This is a genomic window from Desulfohalobium retbaense DSM 5692, assembly GCF_000024325.1.
Classification (GTDB): domain Bacteria; phylum Desulfobacterota; class Desulfovibrionia; order Desulfovibrionales; family Desulfohalobiaceae; genus Desulfohalobium; species Desulfohalobium retbaense.
Map to the genome: position 1 here is coordinate 2145881 of NC_013223.1, position 19397 is coordinate 2165277.

Below are 19397 nucleotides of genomic sequence, written 5' to 3' on the forward strand. Positions count from 1 at the left end.
GACACCATTCGCCCTGGGACCAGGAATATCCTATACATCTGATCCGGACCTGGCCTCGCGCCGGAGAATGAAAAGCACAACTATCGCAATACAACGCAAAGGATCCCCATGCGCTCAGATTTTGGCCACGCTAGCTTTGTTTATAAAATGCAAGGCAGCGGCAACGACTTTATTCTGATTGACAATACCGAAAGCCGTGTCCCCCAGAAAGCCATGGCTGAATGGGCCCAGAAAATCTGCCGCCGCGCCTTTGGTGCCGGCGCCGACGGCCTGATCTTTCTGGACGAAGCCCCTGCCGACAGCGAAGCCGACTACATCTGGCATTTTTATAACGCAGACGGTTCGCGGGCGGAAATGTGCGGCAACGGCTCCCGCTGTGCGGCCCGCCTGGCCTACGAACTCGAGCTCGCTGGCCGGACCCACGTCCTGGGCACGGATGCCGGCCCTGTGCGTGCTGAAGTCCTGCCGGAAACTGACGAGGCCAAAGTCCAGCTCACCGCCCCCATCGATCTCAAGACGAGCATGACCTTGTCCGCCGCCGGTCGGGAATTGACCGTGCACCACGTCAACACCGGTGTGCCCCATGTGGTTCAGGTCGTGGATGACGTGGACAGTGTCGACTTGGCGACCATCGCTCCGGCTCTTCGCTACCATGACGCTTTTGCGCCGGCCGGGGGCAATATCAATTTTATCCAGGTCACGGGGCCAGACACCATTCGTCTGCGCACCTATGAGCGCGGCGTGGAGGACGAAACCTACGCCTGCGGCACCGGCGCCGCTGCGGCCGTCTACATCGCCAATCAGCTCGGCCTCTGCGCTCCGGCGGCCACGGTTACGACCTCCGGCGGCGAACACCTGACCATCAGCCAGGAAAACGGCAACCTCTATCTCCAGGGCCAGGCCGTTCTCGTCTATAAAGGCCGTTTGTTTCTGCGGTCTGTCGGACTTGGATAGAGAATTGTGTATTGAGGAAACGGAGATTGAGGGATTGAAGAATCCATGATGCTATTTGCAGAACAAATCCTGATACGAAAATATTTTTTCACCATGCACAGTTCGTGTATTCTTCAATCTTCGAATTCTTCAATTCCTCAATTCCTCAATTTCTTAATTTCTTAATCCCTCAATTCTTAAATTCCTCAATTCCTACTCTCCATACCCAAAGGAGGCCAAATGCAATTTCAAGGTGCCTTTACCGCCCTTGTCACCCCCTTCAAAAACGATCAGGTCGATGAAGACGCCTATCGCAAACTGGTGGAGTGGCAAATAGAGCAGGGTATTGATGGACTGGTCCCTTGTGGCACAACCGGCGAATCCGCCACGTTATCCCACGAAGAACATAAACAGGTGATCAAAATCTGCGTCGACCAGGCCAAGGGACGCGTGCCGGTGTTGGCCGGCGCCGGCTCGAACAACACCCGGGAAGCCATCGACCTGACCCGCTACGCCAAGGAGGCCAAGGCCGATGGCGCCTTGCTGATCACTCCCTACTACAACAAGCCCACGCCCAATGGGTTGGTGGCCCACTTCAAGGCCATTGCCCAGGAAGTCTCCATGCCGTTCGTGGTCTACAATGTTCCCGGCCGCACCGGTTTGAATGTCCAGGCCCAGACTATGGCCCGGCTGTTTCATGAAATCCCGGAAGTGGTTGGGGTCAAAGAGGCCTCCGGGGATCTCAAACAGATCGCCGAGGTCGTGGAGGCCTGTGGACCGGACTTCACCGTCCTCTCCGGTGAGGATTTCACTGTCTTGCCCTTGCTAGCGGTCGGCGGACACGGCGTGATCTCCGTAACGTCCAACATCGCGCCCAAAATGATGTCCGATATGTGCCGGGCCTTTCGCGCCGGCGAGCAGAACAAGGCCCTTGGCCTGAGCCTGGAATTGCTGCCGCTCTGCCGGGGCATGTTCCTGGAAACCAATCCCATCCCGGTCAAGACCGCGCTCTCCATGATGGGCATGATGGACCTCGAACTCCGCCTGCCCCTGGTCCCGTTGACCCCTGAAAATGAGGCCGCTCTCAAGGCGCTTCTCACAGACAAGGGACTCATTTAGAGCACCTTCTTGTGGATAGTAAAAAAGCCGGAGGGGGACCAAGCGGTCCCTCTCCGGCTTTTTTGGGTCTACCAGCTTGCGGCAGAAGAGCGAACCAGAATCTCAGCAGAATCCAGCCCAACTCCAGCGGAGCTGAAGCCAGCATGGAAGCACGGCACACGAGCTCAAGAATCGATTTCGATCCCGATCCCGATAGCGATTTCGATTCGGAAGCCTCAAGGGCGTTCCTGTTTTTCCAGATACAGTCACACCCACAGGGCAAAGCACACGAATTCAAGAATCGATTTCGATCCCGATAGCGATTTGGACTCGGCACCTCTCAGGGCTTTCCTGTATTTCCGGTCACAGACACGGTCACAGTCACGATCCCTTTCTTCTATTCCCCAATTCTTCAATCCCTCAATATTTCAATTCGATAATCTTCCTAACAACTTAAAACTTAACACGTAACACTTCAAATCTGCTTTCCAACTACGTAGGTCGGCTCCGGCGAAGCCGAAGCCGACAGGGGGCAAAGCACACGAATTCAAGAATCGATTTCGATCCCGATCCCGATAGCGATTTCGATTCGGCATCCTCTGGGCGTTCCTGTTTTTCCAGATACAGTCACACCCACAGTCACGATCCCTTTCTTCTATTCCCCAATCCTTCAATCCCTGGACCCCTCAATCCCAAAATTCCTCAATTTTTCTTAACACTTGAATCCTTCACTCCTCCGTCAAAACCACAGCATCGCGTTCGTCGCGTTCCTGGATCAGGACATCGATCCGTTCCCGCTTGGAGGTATCCAACCGCTTGCCGACATAATCGGCGTGGATCGGCAACTCCCGATGCCCGCGATCGACCAGGACCAGCAATTCAACACGGCTGGGCCGCCCAAAATCGAGAATCGCCTCCAGGGCGGCCCGAATAGTCCGCCCGGTGTACAGGACATCGTCAACAAGGATGATCTGGCTGTCGTCGACGGGAAACGGGATATCGGTCCGGCTGATCCGCGGCTGGGACTCCATTGTCGTCCAGTCGTCGCGGTAGAGATTGATATCGAGTTTGCCCAGTGGGACCTCCTGGCCCAGGCGATTTTCCAACAAACGCCGCAACCGATCGGCGAGTTCCACGCCTCGCCGCTGGATGCCGACCAGGGCGAGCCGCCGGCTCTGGTCATGACGCTCCAGGATTTCAAAGGCCAGCCGTTCCAGGGTCCGGGCAAATTCACCGTCGCTTAAAATTTGACGCGTCTTGGTCGAGGCCATATGGACATCTCCGATACAATGGGGGGTTCGTATTCGCGATCAGAAACAATAGATCGTGGCTGACGGTAAAAGCCCATCGCCCGGTTTGGCAAGCAGAAGTGGGAAGCTCGATCCCGGTGCCGATGTGGACATGGGGGTAATCACTCGGCATTTGAGCACGCTGACTAGCGTCTTCCCTCTTCGGACCGCCAGGCGCCGGCCTGGCTCTGAAAAGTTTTAAGTGTTAAGTTTTAAGTGTTAAGGAAAACTGAAAAAATTAAGGAATTGAAGAATTCTGGGATTGAGGAATTGAAGACGAGAAAGACAAGATACAAAAAACAGCACATAATCTCCAAGGTGGGGTCAGGGAGGCGACTTTTCCTCAATCTTCCTAATAACTTAAAATTTAAAACCTGAAACTTCAAACCTGCTTTCCCAGTACGTAGGTCGGCTCCGGCGAAGCCGAAGCCGACAGGGATTTCAAGAATCGATCCCGATCCCGATAGCGATTTGGACTCGGTAGCTTTAGGGCTTTCCTACCTTTTCAGAGTCCTGAACGTCTCAACCTACGCTTACGTCGGCTGACGCTCCGCTTTCAGCCGACCTACGTGGCTGGAGAAGTTTTACGTTTTAGGTTTTAAGTTCGAAGGAAGATTGCGGAAATTGAAAAATTGAAGGATTGGGGAATTGGAAAAATGCAGAGCGAAAAGACAGGATGCGAAAAACAGCACGTCTTCTCCAAATCGGGATCGGGATCGAAATCGGGATCGTGACCGGAATTGGTATTTTTTGCCGCCTCTTTATCCGTCTTTCGTATTCCGGCTACCGTCTTCCCTCTTCCCTCTTCCGGGACCGCCAGGCGCTGGCCTGGCTCTTGCCGAAGCCGACAGGGATTTCAAGAATCGATCCCGATCCCGATAGCGATTTGGATCCGGCACCCCTCAAAGCTTCCCCGTATTTCCGGCCACAGACACGGGCACAGTCACGATCCCCTTCTTCAATTCCTCAATCCCTCAATTTTTCAATTCCTCAATTATGAAATATTTCGAAATACATAACACACAAAATTACCCTTTATCTCCACAAAATTTGACCCTGATCAATGTATTCCACTCGCCACAAGACTAGATTCCCCATCAAGGAGAACGCATGGAACTCCCCCCGCTGACCGCCGCGACCCTGCTCGGTCGCCGCAAACGATTTCTGGCCGACGTCCGCCTGGACGACGGCACCGAGTGCACGGCCCACTGCCCCAACACCGGGAGCATGCGTGCCTGCAGCGAACCAGGCCGCCGCGTCTATCTCTCCCAACACGATAACCCTAAGCGCAAATACCCCTACACCTGGGAACTGATCGACATGGGCAGCGGCCTGGTGGGTATCAACACCCAGCGGACCAACAAACTCGTCCGCGAAGGCATTGAAACCGGCCGTGTCCCGTCTTTGGCTGGCTACACCGATTGCCGCCCCGAGGTCCGGACCGAGGACGGCACCCGTCTTGATTTCCTCTGGAACGGCCCCGACCAGCCGCCGCTCTATATGGAGGTCAAGAACTGCACCCTGGTCGAACAGGGACGGGCCGCTTTTCCGGACGCCGTGACCAGCCGGGGACAAAAACACCTCGTAGAACTCATCCGCTTGCGCCGCGAAGGGGCCGCTGCAGCCATTTTTTTCCTCGTCCAGCGCACGGACGCAACCTGGTTCGAGGCCGCCAGGGAAATCGACCCGGCCTACGCCCGGCTACTGCATGAAGCCCAAGAAGCAGGGGTTGCCATACTCGCCTTTGATGTCCATATACAGATATCACGCATCACCCTGGCCAACGCCATCCCGATCCTGACCCCGTGAGGATCCTGAGCCAAAAGCAGATCCGGGCGACAGGCAACGCTTGAGGGTTCCCGGTTGCGGCAAAGGTTTTTCCCTCTGCTCCCAACCGTCACCAGCACAAGGCAAGGAGACATTATGGACGCCTCCACTTCCACCCCTCACAAGGGCACTTTTTCCATAACCGGCATGACTTGTGCGGCGTGTTCCTCCCGTATTGAGCGGACCGTGAACAAAATGGAAGGCGTCCAAGAAGCGTCGGTCAACCTGGCGGCGGAAACCATGCAGGTGAGTTGGGACCCGGTGATCGTCTCCGCCGAGGACATCGTCCAGGCCGTGAAAGACGCGGGGTTCAACGCCCAGCCGCCCTCCAGCCACCAGCAACTCCAACTCGGCATCCGGGGCATGACCTGCGCCGCCTGTTCGGCGCGGGTCGAAAAGGCCCTGGGCAAGCTGCCCGGCGTCGACCAGGCCCAGGTCAATCTGGCCGCAGAAACCGCCAGCGTGACTCTGGACCCGAACAAACTCCGCTTTGCCGATCTGCAAAAAGCCGTGGCCGACGCCGGTTACGAAGCTGTGGCAATGGAGGACAGCGACTCCGCCGAAGACCAGCGCCAGCAAGAGCTTCTCGACCGCCTGCACACCATGCGCCAACGGTTGTGGGTCGCCGTCGCCTTCACCATTCCCCTGCTTATCGTGTCGATGGGCGAAATGCTCGGTCTGCCCCTGCCCGTGTGGCTCAGCCCCCAGCACGCCCCGCTCAATTTTGCCCTGACCCAGTTCGTGCTCACGGTGCCCGTCCTCTGGGCCGGCCGGGATTTCTACCTCCACGGTTTTCCCAATCTGTACCGGCTGGCACCGAACATGGACTCGCTCATCGCGGTGGGGACCAGCGCCGCCTTTGTCTACTCCACGTGGAATCTTTTGGAGATCATGATCGGCAACAGTCCGGTCAGCCGGGCTATGGATCTCTATTTTGAATCCGCCGCCGTCATTTTGACCCTGGTTTCGCTGGGGAAATATCTCGAAAACCGTTCCAAGGCGCGGACTTCGGACGCCATCAAGGAACTCATGCAGCTGCGGCCTGAGACCGCCACTCTGGTCCGCGGCGAGGAACTGGTCAGCGTCCCCATCCAGGATGTCCGGCCCGGCGACACCCTGCTCGTGCGCCCCGGGGAACGGATCCCTGTGGACGGCACGGTGGTCGAGGGGCACTCCAGCGTCGACGAATCCATGCTCACCGGCGAGAGTCTCCCGGTCGGCAAACGGATCGGCGACGCTCTGGTGGGCGGCACCTACAACGCCCACGGCTCCCTGCGCATGCAGGCCGACAAGGTCGGCAAGGATACAACCCTGTCCCGGATCATCCAGCTGGTTCAGGAAGCCCAGGGTTCCAAGGCCCCCATCGCCAGCCTGGCGGACACGGTCAGTCTCTATTTCGTGCCCACAGTCATGGCCATCGCCCTGACCGCCGGCCTGGCCTGGTTTTTTGTGGGCCAGACCGAATTCACCTTTGCCCTGCGCATCTTCATCGCCGTCATGGTCATCGCCTGCCCTTGCGCCCTCGGATTGGCTACGCCGACAGCAATCATGGTTGGCACCGGACGCGGCGCTCAACTCGGCGTGCTCATCAAAAGCGGCGCGGCATTGGAAATGGCCCGCAAAGTCGGCGCTGTTGTCTTTGACAAGACCGGGACCCTGACTTTCGGACGCCCCGAATTGGTGCACACCGATTATATGGAGCAGGACGGGTTGGACCAGACGACCATCGCTCGTCTGGTGGCCGGGGTGGAACAGGAGTCCGAGCACCCCCTGGCCCAGGCCCTGGTCCGAGGGCTGAGCCAGGAAGAGGCCATTTTGCCCCGCCCGGATTCCTTTGAAGCCGTGCCGGGCAAAGGTATCCGGTCCCGGATCGCAGAACATGATGTGCTCATCGGGAATGCGGCCTTCCTCAGAGACGAAGGCATCGCGGGCATCGATGACCCGTCCAGCCAGGAGACCATCCGCCAGCAATCCGATCAGGGCGCCACACCGATCGCCATTGCCGTGGACGGGCGAGCAGCGGCCATTTTTGGCGTTGCCGACACCGTCAAGGACGAGGCCAGTGAAGTCGTCCACCGTCTGAACGATCTCGGCCTCAAAGTGATCATGCTCACTGGAGACAACAGCCGCACGGCCCGTGCCATCGCCGAGCGCATCGGGATCGACGACGTCGTGGCCGAGGTTCTGCCGGAAAACAAGGCCGCCGCCATCCAGGATCTGCAACAGCAAGGGCACAAAGTGGCCATGATCGGCGACGGAATCAACGACGCCCCGGCCCTGGCCGCAGCCGATCTCGGCATCTCCATGGGTACCGGCATTGATGTGGCCATTGAATCCGGTGATGTCGTGCTCATGCAGGGGCGCCTGACCGGCGTACTCGACGCCCTGGAGCTGAGCCGGGCCACGGTGCGCAATATCAAGCAGAATCTTTTCTGGGCATTTTTCTACAATATTCTGGGGATCCCGGTCGCAGCCGGCCTGCTGTACGCCTTTGGCGGCCCGACTTTGAACCCCATGATCGCTGGGGCGGCGATGGCCATGAGTTCGGTCTCCGTGGTCACCAACGCCCTGCGACTCCGATTTTTCCAGCCCTCGTATGCCATGCGCTAACGGCTGGAAAGCCCGGCACGCCGGGCATGATCATTGACAATCCCGTCTTTGATGCGTAATTATGGAAAGCTTGAGTTCATATTGAAGGAGGGACTTTATGATTGAGTTGACACCTGGTGCCAAGGCCCAGCTGGACAAGCATTTCACGGGCCAAGAAGAAATCCCGGCCATCCGGGTCTACATGGCTGCCGGTTGAGGCGGCCCCCGGCTGGCACTTGCTCTGGATGAGCAAAAAGAAACCGACGACGTCGCTACAGTAGAAGGGTACACCTTTGTCGCGGACAAAAACTTGATGCAGTCCGCTTCACCGGTCACCATCGACGCCTCTCCCTATGGCTTTTCCGTGACTTCTCCCGGAATCGACATGGGTGGCGGAGGATGCAGCAGCTGCACCTCTTGCTAAGAAGCAGGACGTTGTGACGTCACGAAAGCCGTCTCCTTCGGGGGGCGGCTTTTTTTGTATATTTAGTGATTTACGAATTCAGGGACCGAGGAATTCAGGAATTGAAAAGCGGAAAGGCAGAATACGCAAAATCAGCACGTCTTCTCCAAATCGGGGTTAGTACGTAGGTCGGCTCCAGCGCAGCTGAAGCCGACAGGATTTCAAGAATCGATACCGATCCCGATACCGATTTCGATTCGGCACTCTCAGGGCTTTCCTGTATTTCCGGTCACAGTCACGATCCCTTTCTTCAATCCCCCAATTCCCCAATTCTTCAATCCCTCAATTCTTCAATTCCATAATCTTCCTAACAACTTAAAACCTAACACGTAACACTTCAAATCTGCATTCCGAGTTCGTAGGTCGGCTCCAGCGCAGCTGAAGCCGACAGGGATTTCAAGAATCGATACCGATCCCGATACCGATTTCGATTCGGCACTCTCAGGGCTTTCCTGTATTTCCGGTCACAGTCACGATCCCTTTCTTCAATCCCCCAATTCCCCAATCTTCCCAACGACTTCGCAAACAAAACACAAAACCTCATTGACACCCCACTTGGCCGCTCTTACTCTTACTATTCACGTAACACGCAAGGAGGACACCATATGGTTGAATTGACCCCGGACGCCAAGGCCCAGTTGGACAAACACTTCGAGGGCCAGGAAAGTATACCATCCATCCGCGTCTACATGGCCTCGAGCTGCAGCGGCCCCGGCCTGGCGCTTGGACTGGATGAAAAGCAGGAAACCGACGACGTCTTCGACGTCGAAGGGTATTCATTCGTGGTCGACAAGAGCTTGGTCATTGCGGCCTCGCCGATCACCATCGACGCCGCCCAATACGGCTTTTCCGTTTCTTCGAACCTGGAAATGACCGCCGGCGGCGGTGCCGGTTGCAGCGGCTGCAGCGGCTGCGGCTGATCGCCCCACCCAACGTCCATTGGCAGCAAGCCGTCTCCTCCGGGAGGCGGCTTTTTTTGGATGTTTAGTGATTTACGAATTCAGGGATCGAGGAATTACAAAATTGATGAGCGGGAAAACCGGATTCCAAAATCAGCACATCCTCTCCAAATCGGGATCGGGATCGAAATCGGGATCGGAGTTGCTGGTTCTTGCCGCGTCGTTATCCGGCTTCCCTCTCCCGGGACCGCCAGACGCCGGCCTGGCTCTTGCTGAAGCCGACAGGATTTCAAGAATCGATTTCGACTCCAGTCCCGATACCGATAGCGATTTCGATTCGGCACCCTCAGGGCTTCCCTGTATTTCCGGTCACAGACACGGTCACAGTCACGACCCCTTTCTTCAATCCCTCAATTCTTCAATTCCTCAATCTTCCTAATAACTTAAAACTTAACACGTAACACTTCAAATCTGCTTTCCAAGTACGTAGGTCGGCTCCGGCGGAGCCGAAGCCGACGGAGAGACAAAGCACAGGAGTTTAAGGATCGAACCCGATCCCGATCCCGATACCGATTTCGATTCTGCCCCCTCAGGGCGTTCCTGCCTTTCCAGAGTTCTGGACACCTCACCCAACGCTTACGTCGGCTGACGCTCCGCTTTCAGCCGACCTACGGGGATGAGGACGTTTTAAGTTTTAGGTTTTAAGTGTTAAGGAAAACACAAGAAAGAGACCTACAAACTCAGCAGCACGTAGGTCGGCTCCAGCGCAGCTGAAGCCGACAGGGATTTCGAAAATTGATTTCGATCCCGATACCGATCCCGATAGCGATTTCGATCCGGCACGCTCAGGTCCTCCCTGCCTTTCCCGTCACAGACACGGTCACAGTCACATTCCCTTTGCCTTTTCCATCACAGTCACGATCCCCGCTCGTTGCCATCCAGCAAACAAGTCATTCATTATAGACACTTAAACAACCCCACTCCAAGCTCGCCTTCCCCTTGCACCGGCCGCCTTCTTGGCTTATTTTACATTGCCCGACTAAACTAAAATACCACAAATCCATATTTTACCTTTCGGGGGCTGCATAATGAAACGAGCACTCCAAGGGCACTATGTCCCCATTTCCACCACGGGGATTACGGCCCAGGCCTTTGTCCCAGCGCCACTTCCTCCCCACCCGGATATCAAGTGGTCGCCGGAGTTGCGGGAAAAATTTGACCGAGCGCTCCTGGCGCTGGGCCGGCTCGACAGTGTATCCCTTCTGCTCCCAGACACCTCGCTCTTTTTGTACATGTACATCCGAAAAGAGGCGGTCCTTTCGTCAATGATTGAAGGGACCCAATCCTCCCTTACTGACCTGCTCCTGTTCGAACTTGACCAAGATCCAGGCGTTCCTCTCGATGACGTTCGCGAAGTGAGCAATTATGTTGCCGCCCAGGAACATGGATTACGCCGCCTTCAGGAAGGATTTCCTCTCTCGTTACGCCTATTGCGAGAAATTCACGCTGTATTGCTGGCGCAGGGACGGGGAAGCCAACAAACCCCTGGTGCCTTCCGACGCAGCCAGAACTGGATAGGCGGGACCACCCCGAACAATGCCGCCTTTGTGCCTCCGCCTGCTGAAAAAATGCTGGCGTGTATGAACGATTTTGAACTTTTCCTCCACGACCACCCCTGGCCCACACCGGTTCTTCTCAAGGCCGCGCTGGCCCACGTCCAGTTTGAAACTATCCACCCTTTTCTGGACGGCAACGGTCGACTGGGACGGCTTCTGATACCCCTTCTTCTCTGCCAAGGCCAAGTACTCCAGCAGCCAATGCTCTATCTGAGCCTGTATTTCAAAACACACCGTCAATATTATTACGATCTCCTGAACACAGTACGAACAGAGGGCGACTGGGAGAGGTGGCTCGATTTTTTTGCCGAAGCCGTTATCGTCACCGCCACACAAGCGGTCGAGACAGCTGAGCAATTAGTCGGCTTGGCTCAAAAAGACGAGAAAGCAATCAAGCACTTGGGACGTTCTGCAGCAAGCACCCTGCTCATCCACCGTGCACTCATGGAACACCCCTTGACCACCTCGCAATGGCTCGTTCAAAAGACGGGTCTTTCTCCAGCCACTGTCAACAAGTCACTCAGGTCTCTTGAGCAAATTGGAATTGTCCGTGAAACGACCGGGCACAAACGCAATCGCGTATTCAGCTACCATGAATATATCTCGATCTTGAACCGGGGGACAGAAATTTTGCCTGAATGAAACTGCCTTTGCGATCAACTACCGCATGCCTCGAGCCAGACTTTGCCTTTTTGCGTCTCCTTATCAGCGCAGATTTGCGCGATCTGCGTCACAATACGCCCTCTTCATGGCCCCCCAGCATCTGGTTCCAGCGCCATCGCCGTTCCTGCGGTACTTACTCATATGGCACGACCTCCTGATCGCCACACACGAAGTTGTTCCCGTCATTGCCCGGTCCCTTGCGTTGAGTTCAGCACAGGCCATTGATACCGGGCAATCCAGCAAAACTGCCTGCGTTGCCGCATTAATAACGATTGGGGAAATTGAAGAATTGAAGGATTGGAAAATTGGGAAAATGTAGAGCGGAAAAACCGGATACAAAAAACAGCACGTCCGCTCCAAATCGGTATCGGGATCGCAATCGGGATCGTGACCGGAATTGGTGTTTCTTGCCGTCTCTTTATCCGTCTTCCGTATTCCGGCTACCGGCTTCCTTCTTCCGGGACCGCCAGGCGCCTGCCTGGCTCTTGCTGAAGCCGACAGGATTTCAAAAATCAATTTCGATCCCGATACCGATTTCGATTCAGCGCCCTCAAGGCTTTTATGCCTTTCCAGTCACAGACACTGACACGGTCACACCCTCCCTGCCTTCCCCGTCACAGACACGGTCACTGCCTCCCGACAATTGCACTTGACCCCAGCCCCGTCCTTGGCAACAAAGAGGCATGCGCTGGTCGATCCCCCTTGTTTTCGCTCTCTTGGGAGCCATCCTCCTGTCAGCCGCTCCGGCCCGGACAGCGCCGCGCCTGTTCTTCAACAAAAACGTCGACGCTCCGGCCGGCTACCAACTCTACACCGTCCAGGCTGGGGACACATTGTTCCGCATCATGCGCGGTCGAGGCTGGGACAACGCCGCCATCGAACACGCCCTGCCCACCATCGACCGCGCCAACCCCCATATCCCGGATCTGGACACCCTCCGGCCCGGACAGCGCATCTTCCTGCCTCCCCCGCGAGGCGAAGCCCCTTCGGCCCCAGGCCCCACCCTGCCCGACTCTGTCAGCCAGGTGCCGTATACCGTCCAGCCCGGGGACACGGTCTTCACCATTCTGCGCCGCCGGACAAACCTGCCCGTGCGTGCCATCCACCGCCGCTATCTCGACTATTTCCGCCAGGCCAATCCTGAACTCGACAATATCGACCGCATCTATCCCGGTCAGCAACTGCGGCTCCCGGTGCCCAAGCCATCGCCCGTCGCCTCGGACGCAGCGACAAACAGCACAGCCCCCGACCCAGCGTCGCCATCTCCCCGTGCAAGCGCCAACGCCACCGAGCCTTCCACGCCGACTGCCGCCCCTACAGCTTCGCCCAAGAGTTCAAACAGCACGGTCACAACACCCAAGAGAACACCCTCCGACGCCGACCTGGCCACCGCCGTGGGCAAGGGGCCGCAACCCGGAGCCGGTTCACAAACGACGACCGGTGCAGACTCGGCGCCACCTCCGCCCAATGCAGCCGGCGCGCCCCTGCCAGAAGGCCCTGACGCACCCCGCACCACCACGGACGCCGCTTCGCCCACTCCGGCTCAAACTGCTGCCGCTAGCTCGTCCGAGTCTGCACCTTCCCAGGCTGAGCCCAACGACGCTTTTTATGCCCTGGCCAAACAGGCTGGCTACCAGCCCGTTCGCGGCGGGACTCGATACTTCCCCACTGACAAAGGCTGGCTGCAAATCGACACCGAGCGCACTCCGCTTCTCAAGACCCCCTCCGGGGAGACCCTCATCCTCGTCCCCGGAGAGGATACCCAACGCTATGCAGACGCCGGTCTGACGCCCCTTTCTGTTCCCGCCAACTGGGAGACCGAAGACGCCCTCAAAGCCCTGGACCGGACCGATCCTGAACTGGTCCAGCTCTGGCCGCGCAACAGACCGCTTATCACTCACCGCCGCCACCTCGGCCTGGAACTGCGCGGCAAATGGATCTTTGTCGACAAGGGACAGACCCCGTCGCGCATCTACGTCCTGATCGATCCCCAGCGCCAGGTGAGTTTCGAAACCCGAGTCCTGGCCGGGCTGCTCCAACAACGCAACATCATTCTCAGCACATGGGACGCCCCTTCCCAGGAACTCCTGCCGGTCCAGCCGCCGCCCCAAGAGCAGATCCTCGTCCCCCACCTGCGCATGGCCGAATTGCGGCAGGAATTCGGCGGACGGGTCCCCGTGTCCGGGATGCACGCCCGGCGCCACCTCTTTCTGCCCCGATCGGGTGCCCCTATCGGCATCACCTTTCGCTGCCGCACCCTGCGCCGCGGCCAGGGCCCGGAGCTGATCTTTCCCCCCGGGACCGATATCTACCTCCCGGCCCTGCTCCACCTCACCGGCCGCCCGTGCTGGATCTTGGGAGGGTGAAAAGCAAATACCAAGAATGATTGAGGAATTGAAGAATTTAGGATTGAGGGATTGAAGAGAAAAAAGGCAAAATACAAAAAACAGCACGTCCGTTCCAAATCGAAGTCAGTATGTAGGTCGGCTCCAGGATTTCAAAAATTGATTTCGATTTCGATCCCGATAGCGATTTGGATACAAGATTGCCGACGTTTGCTATTCCGGCTTCCCTCTTCCGGGACCGCCAGGCGCCTGCCTGGCTCTAGAAGAGTTTTAAGTTTCAGGTTTTAAGCAATTTATATTATTGAGGAATTGAAGGATTTTGGAATCGAGGGATTGAAGAGGAAAAAGGCAAAATATGAAAAACAGGACGCTCTCTCCAAGTCGGGGGCAGTCCGTCGATCGGCTCCAGCGCAGCTGAAGCCGACAGGGATTTCAAGAATCGATCCCGATACCGATCCTGATAGCGATTTGGATCCGGCACCTCTCAAAGCTTCCCTGTATTTCCGGTCACAGACACGGTCACAGTCACGATCCCTTTCTTCAATTCCTGAATCCCCCAATCCCTCGATCCCTCAATTCCTCAATTTTCCTAACAACTTAAAACCTAACACTTCAAACCTGTTTTCCAAGCACGTAGGTCGGCTCCAGCGCAGCTGAAGCCGACAGGATTTCAAAAATCGATCCCGATCCCGATACCGATAGCGATTTGGACTCGGCACCGTCAGTTTTTTTTGCTTTGTAGAGGTCTAGAGTCTCAACAAACGCTTACGTCGGCTGACGCTCCGCTTTCAGCCGACCTAGGAGGATGAGGACGTTTTAAGTTTTAGGTTTTAAGTGTTAAGGAAAACACAAGAAAGAGACCTACAAACTCAGCAGTCCGTCGATCGGCTCCAGCGCAGCTGAAGCCGACAGGGATTTCAAGAATCGATCCCGATACCGATCCTGATAGCGATTTGGATTCGGCACCTCTCAAAGCTTCCCTGTATTTCCGGTCACAGACACGGTCACAGACACGATCCCTTTCTTCAATTCCTGAATTCCCCAATCCCTCGATCCCTCAATCACTTGGTCCCTCAATTCTTCAATTCCTCAATCTTCCTTAACACTTAAAACCTAAAACATAAAACTTGCCTCCCAAATCCCAATCCTTGTCAATGCCGCCCATCCTGATTATAAACCGAGTGCTTAACACATGAACCCACCGGGGCGCTGCCCGCCCCGCCAACGTCCAACCGGAGGCTCATCGCCCATGCGCCGTCATATTCAAGTCCTCTTCTGGGCACTTGTGCTGATCCTGTGCACCGCCCTGCCCGTGCAGGCCGCTGTCAAATCCTATACTGTGCTGCCGTTCGCCATCCACGGCCCCCAGGAATACCGCTACCTCTCCGAGGGCATCCGCTCCATGCTCGTCTCCCGCCTGGGCTGGGAGGACAACTTCGAATCCACACCAGCGGACAGCACCACTGCAACGGCCAAGGATATCACCAGTCAGGACGCTGCCAGCGCCCTGCGCCAGAAAATCGGCACCGACTACCTTGTCTGGGGCAGCGCGACCATCATGGGCGAGCAGGCCAGCCTGGATGCCTCCATGCTCGGCCCGGAAACCACGACCACCAAGACCCGCCAGACTGCACTGGACGACCTCATTCCGGCCATGGAAGAGATCGCCAATGAACTCAGCAACGAAGTCTTCGGCAAACCGGAAGCGGAACAGACCGAGCCCGAACAGGCCCAGACCCAGCAATCCGGGCCCACCAACCCGAATTTCGTGGTCAACGAGTCCAGTGAAGGCGATTATTACCTCAACCCGCAGTTCGAATACCAGGGTTCTCCCAACACCCCCGGACGCTGGCGCTCGCAATCGCTCAATTTCGAAGCCATCGGCATGATCACTGGCGACGCGGACAGCGACGGCACCACCGAGGTTTTCATCCTCACCGACCACACCGTCGGCGCCTACCGCATCAAGGACCGCCGCCTGGCCCCCATTGCTGAATACGACGTCGGCCACCGCATCCAATGCCTGAACATCAATCTCATCGACACCAACCGCGACGGTTATCAGGAAATCGTGGTCTCGGCCAAAATGGACGAATTCCTCCGCTCCTTCATCCTCAATTTCAAAAACGACCAGTTGGAAGTCAAAGAGGAAAAAATCGATCTTTATCTCAATGTCCTGCGCACCCCGCCCACCTTCACCAAAACCCTGGTTGGCCAGAAGAAGGGCAACGGACGCTTGTTTGACCACAACAACGTCCATCAGGTGACCAAGATGAACGGCGAGTATCAACTCGGCTCCAAACTGACCGTCCCGGACATCGGCAATATCTTCAACTTTTGCTATCTGCCTCAAAAAGACGGTTACAAGATTGTGGCCGTAGACTTCCGCGACAACCTTCGGGTCTACAACGAATCTGCCAACTTCCAGTCTTCCACAGACGGCTCCTACGCCGCCACCGGCCTGGGCCTGGAAAAAAACGAGGCCATGCTCGGCATGGACCAACAAAAGGACCGCGGCGGCTACACTGCCAAGTTCTTTTACGTTCCAGCCCGCCTCGTTCCCTCGGACATGGATGAAGACGGCAACGCCGAACTCCTGGTCAACCGCGCCGTCTCCGTATCCGCCCAGTTCTTCCAACGCTACCGGAACTTTCCCCAGGGCTCGCTCCAGGCGTTGGCCTGGGATGGCATCGGCATGAACCTCGTCTGGAAGACCCGAATCATCAAAGGCTCGGTCATTGACTACGGGTTAGAGGACGTCGACGGCGACGGCGGGCAGGAACTCTACGCCTGCGTCATCACCCACCCCGGCGCCACAGGGCTCCAGAAGAAACGGAGTCTGATGTTGAGCTACGACTTGGACAAAAATGGCAACACACCCCAAGCGGCCCAGGACAGCGCAAACTAAGCCGACTCCCTAGGGTCAAAAAAATTATACTTTTTGCCAAAATTTGACCCATTTTGTCTTGACGGGGGCCCACGGCTTCCCCTAAGACGATAACTGATTTTGGAAGTGGCACGGGATTTTTTGAACGCAAAAGGAGGAAAACATGAAACGCATTGCATTGCTCGCCTTGGTCGCGGTTTTCGTACTGGGCATGGCTGGCAGCGCCTCCGCCCTGCACCTGCAGCAGGGTGAAGCCGGCGAAGCCGGTGGTGGCACCGCCTACATGAACATTTACGGCCACGTGGCCAACTACGCTTACTGGGAAAACAACACTGACTTTAACGACAACGAATATGATTCTGCCGATTTCTTTGGAGAAACCGACTGGTACCTCGGCTTTGAAATTGCTCAAAGCGAAAACCTGAAAGCCTTCATCCAACTCTACCAAGAACAAGACTGGGGTGTTGGACCAGGTGAAGCCGGCGAAGATAGCACCGAAAATTTGAAAATTGAACACGCCTACTTGGATTTCATGGTCCCGAATACGGACATTCGTGTAAAAGGCGGTGATTTTGGTTTTCAACTCCCTGGAGCCGGTGGGGACAACGTGTTTGATGACACCGCCAATGGCATCCAGGTTTCCATGCCGTTTAATGACATGGTTGGACTGACCGCCGGTTACGCCATGTTGGATCAGCAAGGATCTGCCTGGAACGCGACTGATGCTGGCGATGACAATGAATTCACCGCGCAAACAAGTGCTGTGTACGCAGTATTGCCCATCACCATGGATGGCGTTGCCTTCAATCCGTATTTCATGTTCGCTGAGTCTGACATTGGCGAAGAATCTGGCAGTTTAGTGCCGTTCTATGACGAAGACGGAAGCCCTTTTGGGGAAATTGATGATCACACCGCCTATTGGTATGGTTTTAACGGCCAAGTGACCATGTTTGATCCTATCACCATTGGTGCGGATTTCATTTATGGAACATCCAGTGTTGAAACTAAAGATAATTTCACTGTAGAAGGTGAAGATGCTGAAGACGCCGCCGAACGTGCTGGCTGGTTCACTCAAATCACTGCTGACTACAAAATGGACATGTTTACTCCTGGAGTAGTGTTCTTCTACGGAAGCGGCGATGATGATGATCCGAGCGATGGTAGTGAAATGTTGCCCACCGTTGTGTCTAACTATAAGCCGTTTAACGCTGTAGACGACTTTGGTAACGGCTATGTTACTAACGCCGATGGAGACACACAGGCTGAAGTTGGTGCCGGCCTTTGGGCTTTGGCTTTTCAACTGAAAGACATCTCTTTTATCGAGAAACTTTCTCACGATCTGACCATTGGTTATGTTGCAGGCACCTCCGACAAAGAAGCTGCTGACTTCTATGGTGACAGTTTCATGACCGAAGAAGACTCCATGTGGACCGTTGAATTCGATAACTCCTACCAGGTTTACGAAAATCTGTCCGCTGGCCTGTTCTTTGCCTACACCAAGGCCGACTACGACGAAGATCTTGGTGACCGTGGCGATGACTTCGCTGACGATGCCTACACCACAATGGAAGCCAGCTTGAGCTATAGCTTCTAGCACCGCTTCGCTTGCCTGATGCCACTTCCAGCCGGGGCCCATTTGGGCCCCGGCTTTTTTTATCGGTATTTCCGGGCTCCACTCCCGAGAACTCCCCATTCCCAATTGACACCCCGCCCTGCTCCGGCCTAGACAGGAATAAGAATCGTTCACTGTCACGCCAACCAAGGAGCGCCCCATGTCCGCTCGTTCACTGTTCCGTTTGCTCGCCCTGTGCAGTTCCCTGTTTCTTCTGACCGCGTGCGCCACAACCGGTCCGCAGTCCTCCGCGCAACACGAGTGCGAGGGCGCCTTTGCACCTCACTACGCCGACTCCGTGTTCGCCATCGGCCAAGACTGCCAGCTCAGCGGCGAACTGGTTCCGGCCAGCGGGGAATTGGTCGCCGGCGCCAACACCGCCGACCTCATCTTTCATAACCGCCAGGACGCCGATGTTCCCGGTCTGAGCCTGGAATTCGCCTGGGCCAAAAATGGTACGCGCCAAGCACTGAACCCCGATGTCCAGGAAGTCATGAGCGGGCTCTATCTCATCCGCAACCTCCAGCTACCGGAACTCCAGGGCCAACTCATCGTCAAGGCCAGCAAAAGCGGTGTTGCGGATACCCTTGTTTTCGATCTAGCCGCTGGGATGCAGCAGGGACAGATGGATCAGATGGCTCACGACCACGGGGACCACGGCCACGGCATGCAGGACATGACCCCGCCGGAGACATTTCCGACGACCGTCCAGAGTGAAGACGGCGCCTTCACGGTCTCCTACTCCCCTGTGCCCGGCCGCGTGCTGATGAACCAGATCCACTCCTGGGAAATCACAGTCCGGGATCAAAACGGCGATCCGGTCCGCGCCGTTGTCACCGCCGACGGGGATATGCCCCAACACGGCCACGGCCTGCCCACCCGCCCCGAGGTTTCGACCACAGAGCAAACCGGCGTTTACCTTGTCGAAGGGCTGAAATTCCACATGCCCGGCTGGTGGCGGGTGATCCTGACCATCCGGACAATGGAAACCCACGACAGAGCGATATTTGATTTTATGTTGCCGTAGCAGGCCATTGAAAATCTCCCAATGGCTGCGTTGCTGCAATACGTTCAAACTCTTACGTACATATACGTGCGCTGCGACTTTGGCGGATTGAGGGATCGAGGGATTGAAGAATAGGGTCTTGACTGTGACCGTGTCTGTGACTGGAAATC

Annotated in this window: 13 protein-coding genes; 12 read left to right on the top strand and 1 reads right to left on the bottom strand. The window is 56.3% G+C overall.

Annotated features, from left to right (window positions below; translation table 11 throughout):
• The first annotated feature begins 108 nt into the window (after positions 1-108).
• Complete coding sequence (dapF, locus tag DRET_RS09370; RefSeq protein WP_015752300.1) at positions 109-954, top strand: diaminopimelate epimerase; 846 nt, start codon at positions 109-111, stop codon at positions 952-954.
• A 219-nt stretch (positions 955-1173) separates the two neighbouring features.
• Positions 1174-2052 carry a 4-hydroxy-tetrahydrodipicolinate synthase gene (gene dapA / locus DRET_RS09375; RefSeq protein WP_015752301.1) on the top strand — a complete coding sequence of 293 codons (879 nt, stop codon included), beginning with the start codon at positions 1174-1176 and terminating at the stop codon, positions 2050-2052.
• A 707-nt stretch (positions 2053-2759) separates the two neighbouring features.
• On the opposite strand, the gene pyrR is transcribed toward dapA, so the two are convergent.
• Positions 2760-3302 (bottom strand): bifunctional pyr operon transcriptional regulator/uracil phosphoribosyltransferase PyrR, encoded by a 543-nt coding sequence (gene pyrR, locus DRET_RS09380; protein ID WP_015752302.1) that lies wholly within the window; start codon positions 3300-3302, stop codon positions 2760-2762.
• A 694-nt stretch (positions 3303-3996) separates the two neighbouring features.
• Between pyrR and DRET_RS13860 the strand changes: the two genes are divergently transcribed.
• The 10 genes from DRET_RS13860 (at position 3997) to DRET_RS13080 (ending at position 19248) form a co-directional block, all read left to right on the top strand.
• Positions 3997-4320 (top strand): hypothetical protein, encoded by a 324-nt coding sequence (locus DRET_RS13860; protein ID WP_153304100.1) that lies wholly within the window; start codon positions 3997-3999, stop codon positions 4318-4320.
• A 110-nt stretch (positions 4321-4430) separates the two neighbouring features.
• Positions 4431-5129, top strand: coding sequence for a DNA/RNA nuclease SfsA (sfsA, locus tag DRET_RS09385; protein ID WP_015752303.1), 699 nt, complete (start codon positions 4431-4433; stop codon positions 5127-5129).
• Between the two features lie 114 nt (positions 5130-5243).
• Entirely contained in the window at positions 5244-7757 is a 2514-nt protein-coding gene (locus tag DRET_RS09390; RefSeq protein WP_015752304.1) for a heavy metal translocating P-type ATPase, read from the top strand.
• 97 nt (positions 7758-7854) lie between these two features.
• Entirely contained in the window at positions 7855-8160 is a 306-nt protein-coding gene (locus DRET_RS09395) for an IscA/HesB family protein (protein WP_015752305.1), read from the top strand.
• A gap of 644 nt (positions 8161-8804) precedes the next feature.
• A complete protein-coding gene (locus tag DRET_RS09400) occupies positions 8805-9119 on the top strand; it encodes an IscA/HesB family protein (RefSeq protein ID WP_015752306.1) in 315 nt (104 codons plus the stop codon).
• A gap of 1067 nt (positions 9120-10186) precedes the next feature.
• Positions 10187-11356 (top strand): Fic family protein, encoded by a 1170-nt coding sequence (locus tag DRET_RS09405; RefSeq protein WP_015752307.1) that lies wholly within the window; start codon positions 10187-10189, stop codon positions 11354-11356.
• 704 nt (positions 11357-12060) lie between these two features.
• The gene (locus tag DRET_RS09410; protein ID WP_015752308.1) at positions 12061-13743 is read left to right on the top strand and encodes a LysM peptidoglycan-binding domain-containing protein; all 1683 of its coding nucleotides are present in this window, start codon (positions 12061-12063) and stop codon (positions 13741-13743) included.
• Between the two features lie 1228 nt (positions 13744-14971).
• On the top strand, positions 14972-16630 hold the full coding sequence (locus DRET_RS09415) for an FG-GAP-like repeat-containing protein (RefSeq protein ID WP_015752309.1): 1659 nt from the start codon (positions 14972-14974) through the stop codon (positions 16628-16630).
• Between the two features lie 142 nt (positions 16631-16772).
• The gene (locus DRET_RS09420; protein ID WP_015752310.1) at positions 16773-18203 is read left to right on the top strand and encodes an outer membrane homotrimeric porin; all 1431 of its coding nucleotides are present in this window, start codon (positions 16773-16775) and stop codon (positions 18201-18203) included.
• A 178-nt stretch (positions 18204-18381) separates the two neighbouring features.
• Positions 18382-19248, top strand: coding sequence for a FixH family protein (locus DRET_RS13080; RefSeq protein ID WP_015752311.1), 867 nt, complete (start codon positions 18382-18384; stop codon positions 19246-19248).
• Positions 19249-19397: the final 149 nt, after the last annotated feature.

Excerpts from the sequence above, each read along its gene's own strand:
- DRET_RS09420 (WP_015752310.1), top strand. The coding sequence starts at position 16,773 with ATGAAACGCATTGCATTGCTCGCCTTGGTCGCGGTTTTCGTACTGGGC.
- DRET_RS09405 (WP_015752307.1), top strand. The coding sequence starts at position 10,187 with ATGAAACGAGCACTCCAAGGGCACTATGTCCCCATTTCCACCACGGGG.
- DRET_RS13080 (WP_015752311.1), top strand. The coding sequence starts at position 18,382 with ATGTCCGCTCGTTCACTGTTCCGTTTGCTCGCCCTGTGCAGTTCCCTG.
- sfsA (WP_015752303.1), top strand. The coding sequence starts at position 4,431 with ATGGAACTCCCCCCGCTGACCGCCGCGACCCTGCTCGGTCGCCGCAAA.
- pyrR (WP_015752302.1), bottom strand. The coding sequence starts at position 3,302 with ATGGCCTCGACCAAGACGCGTCAAATTTTAAGCGACGGTGAATTTGCC.
- dapF (WP_015752300.1), top strand. The coding sequence starts at position 109 with ATGCGCTCAGATTTTGGCCACGCTAGCTTTGTTTATAAAATGCAAGGC.
- DRET_RS09390 (WP_015752304.1), top strand. The coding sequence starts at position 5,244 with ATGGACGCCTCCACTTCCACCCCTCACAAGGGCACTTTTTCCATAACC.
- DRET_RS09415 (WP_015752309.1), top strand. The coding sequence starts at position 14,972 with ATGCGCCGTCATATTCAAGTCCTCTTCTGGGCACTTGTGCTGATCCTG.
- DRET_RS13860 (WP_153304100.1), top strand. The coding sequence starts at position 3,997 with ATGCGAAAAACAGCACGTCTTCTCCAAATCGGGATCGGGATCGAAATC.
- DRET_RS09410 (WP_015752308.1), top strand. The coding sequence starts at position 12,061 with ATGCGCTGGTCGATCCCCCTTGTTTTCGCTCTCTTGGGAGCCATCCTC.
- dapA (WP_015752301.1), top strand. The coding sequence starts at position 1,174 with ATGCAATTTCAAGGTGCCTTTACCGCCCTTGTCACCCCCTTCAAAAAC.
- DRET_RS09400 (WP_015752306.1), top strand. The coding sequence starts at position 8,805 with ATGGTTGAATTGACCCCGGACGCCAAGGCCCAGTTGGACAAACACTTC.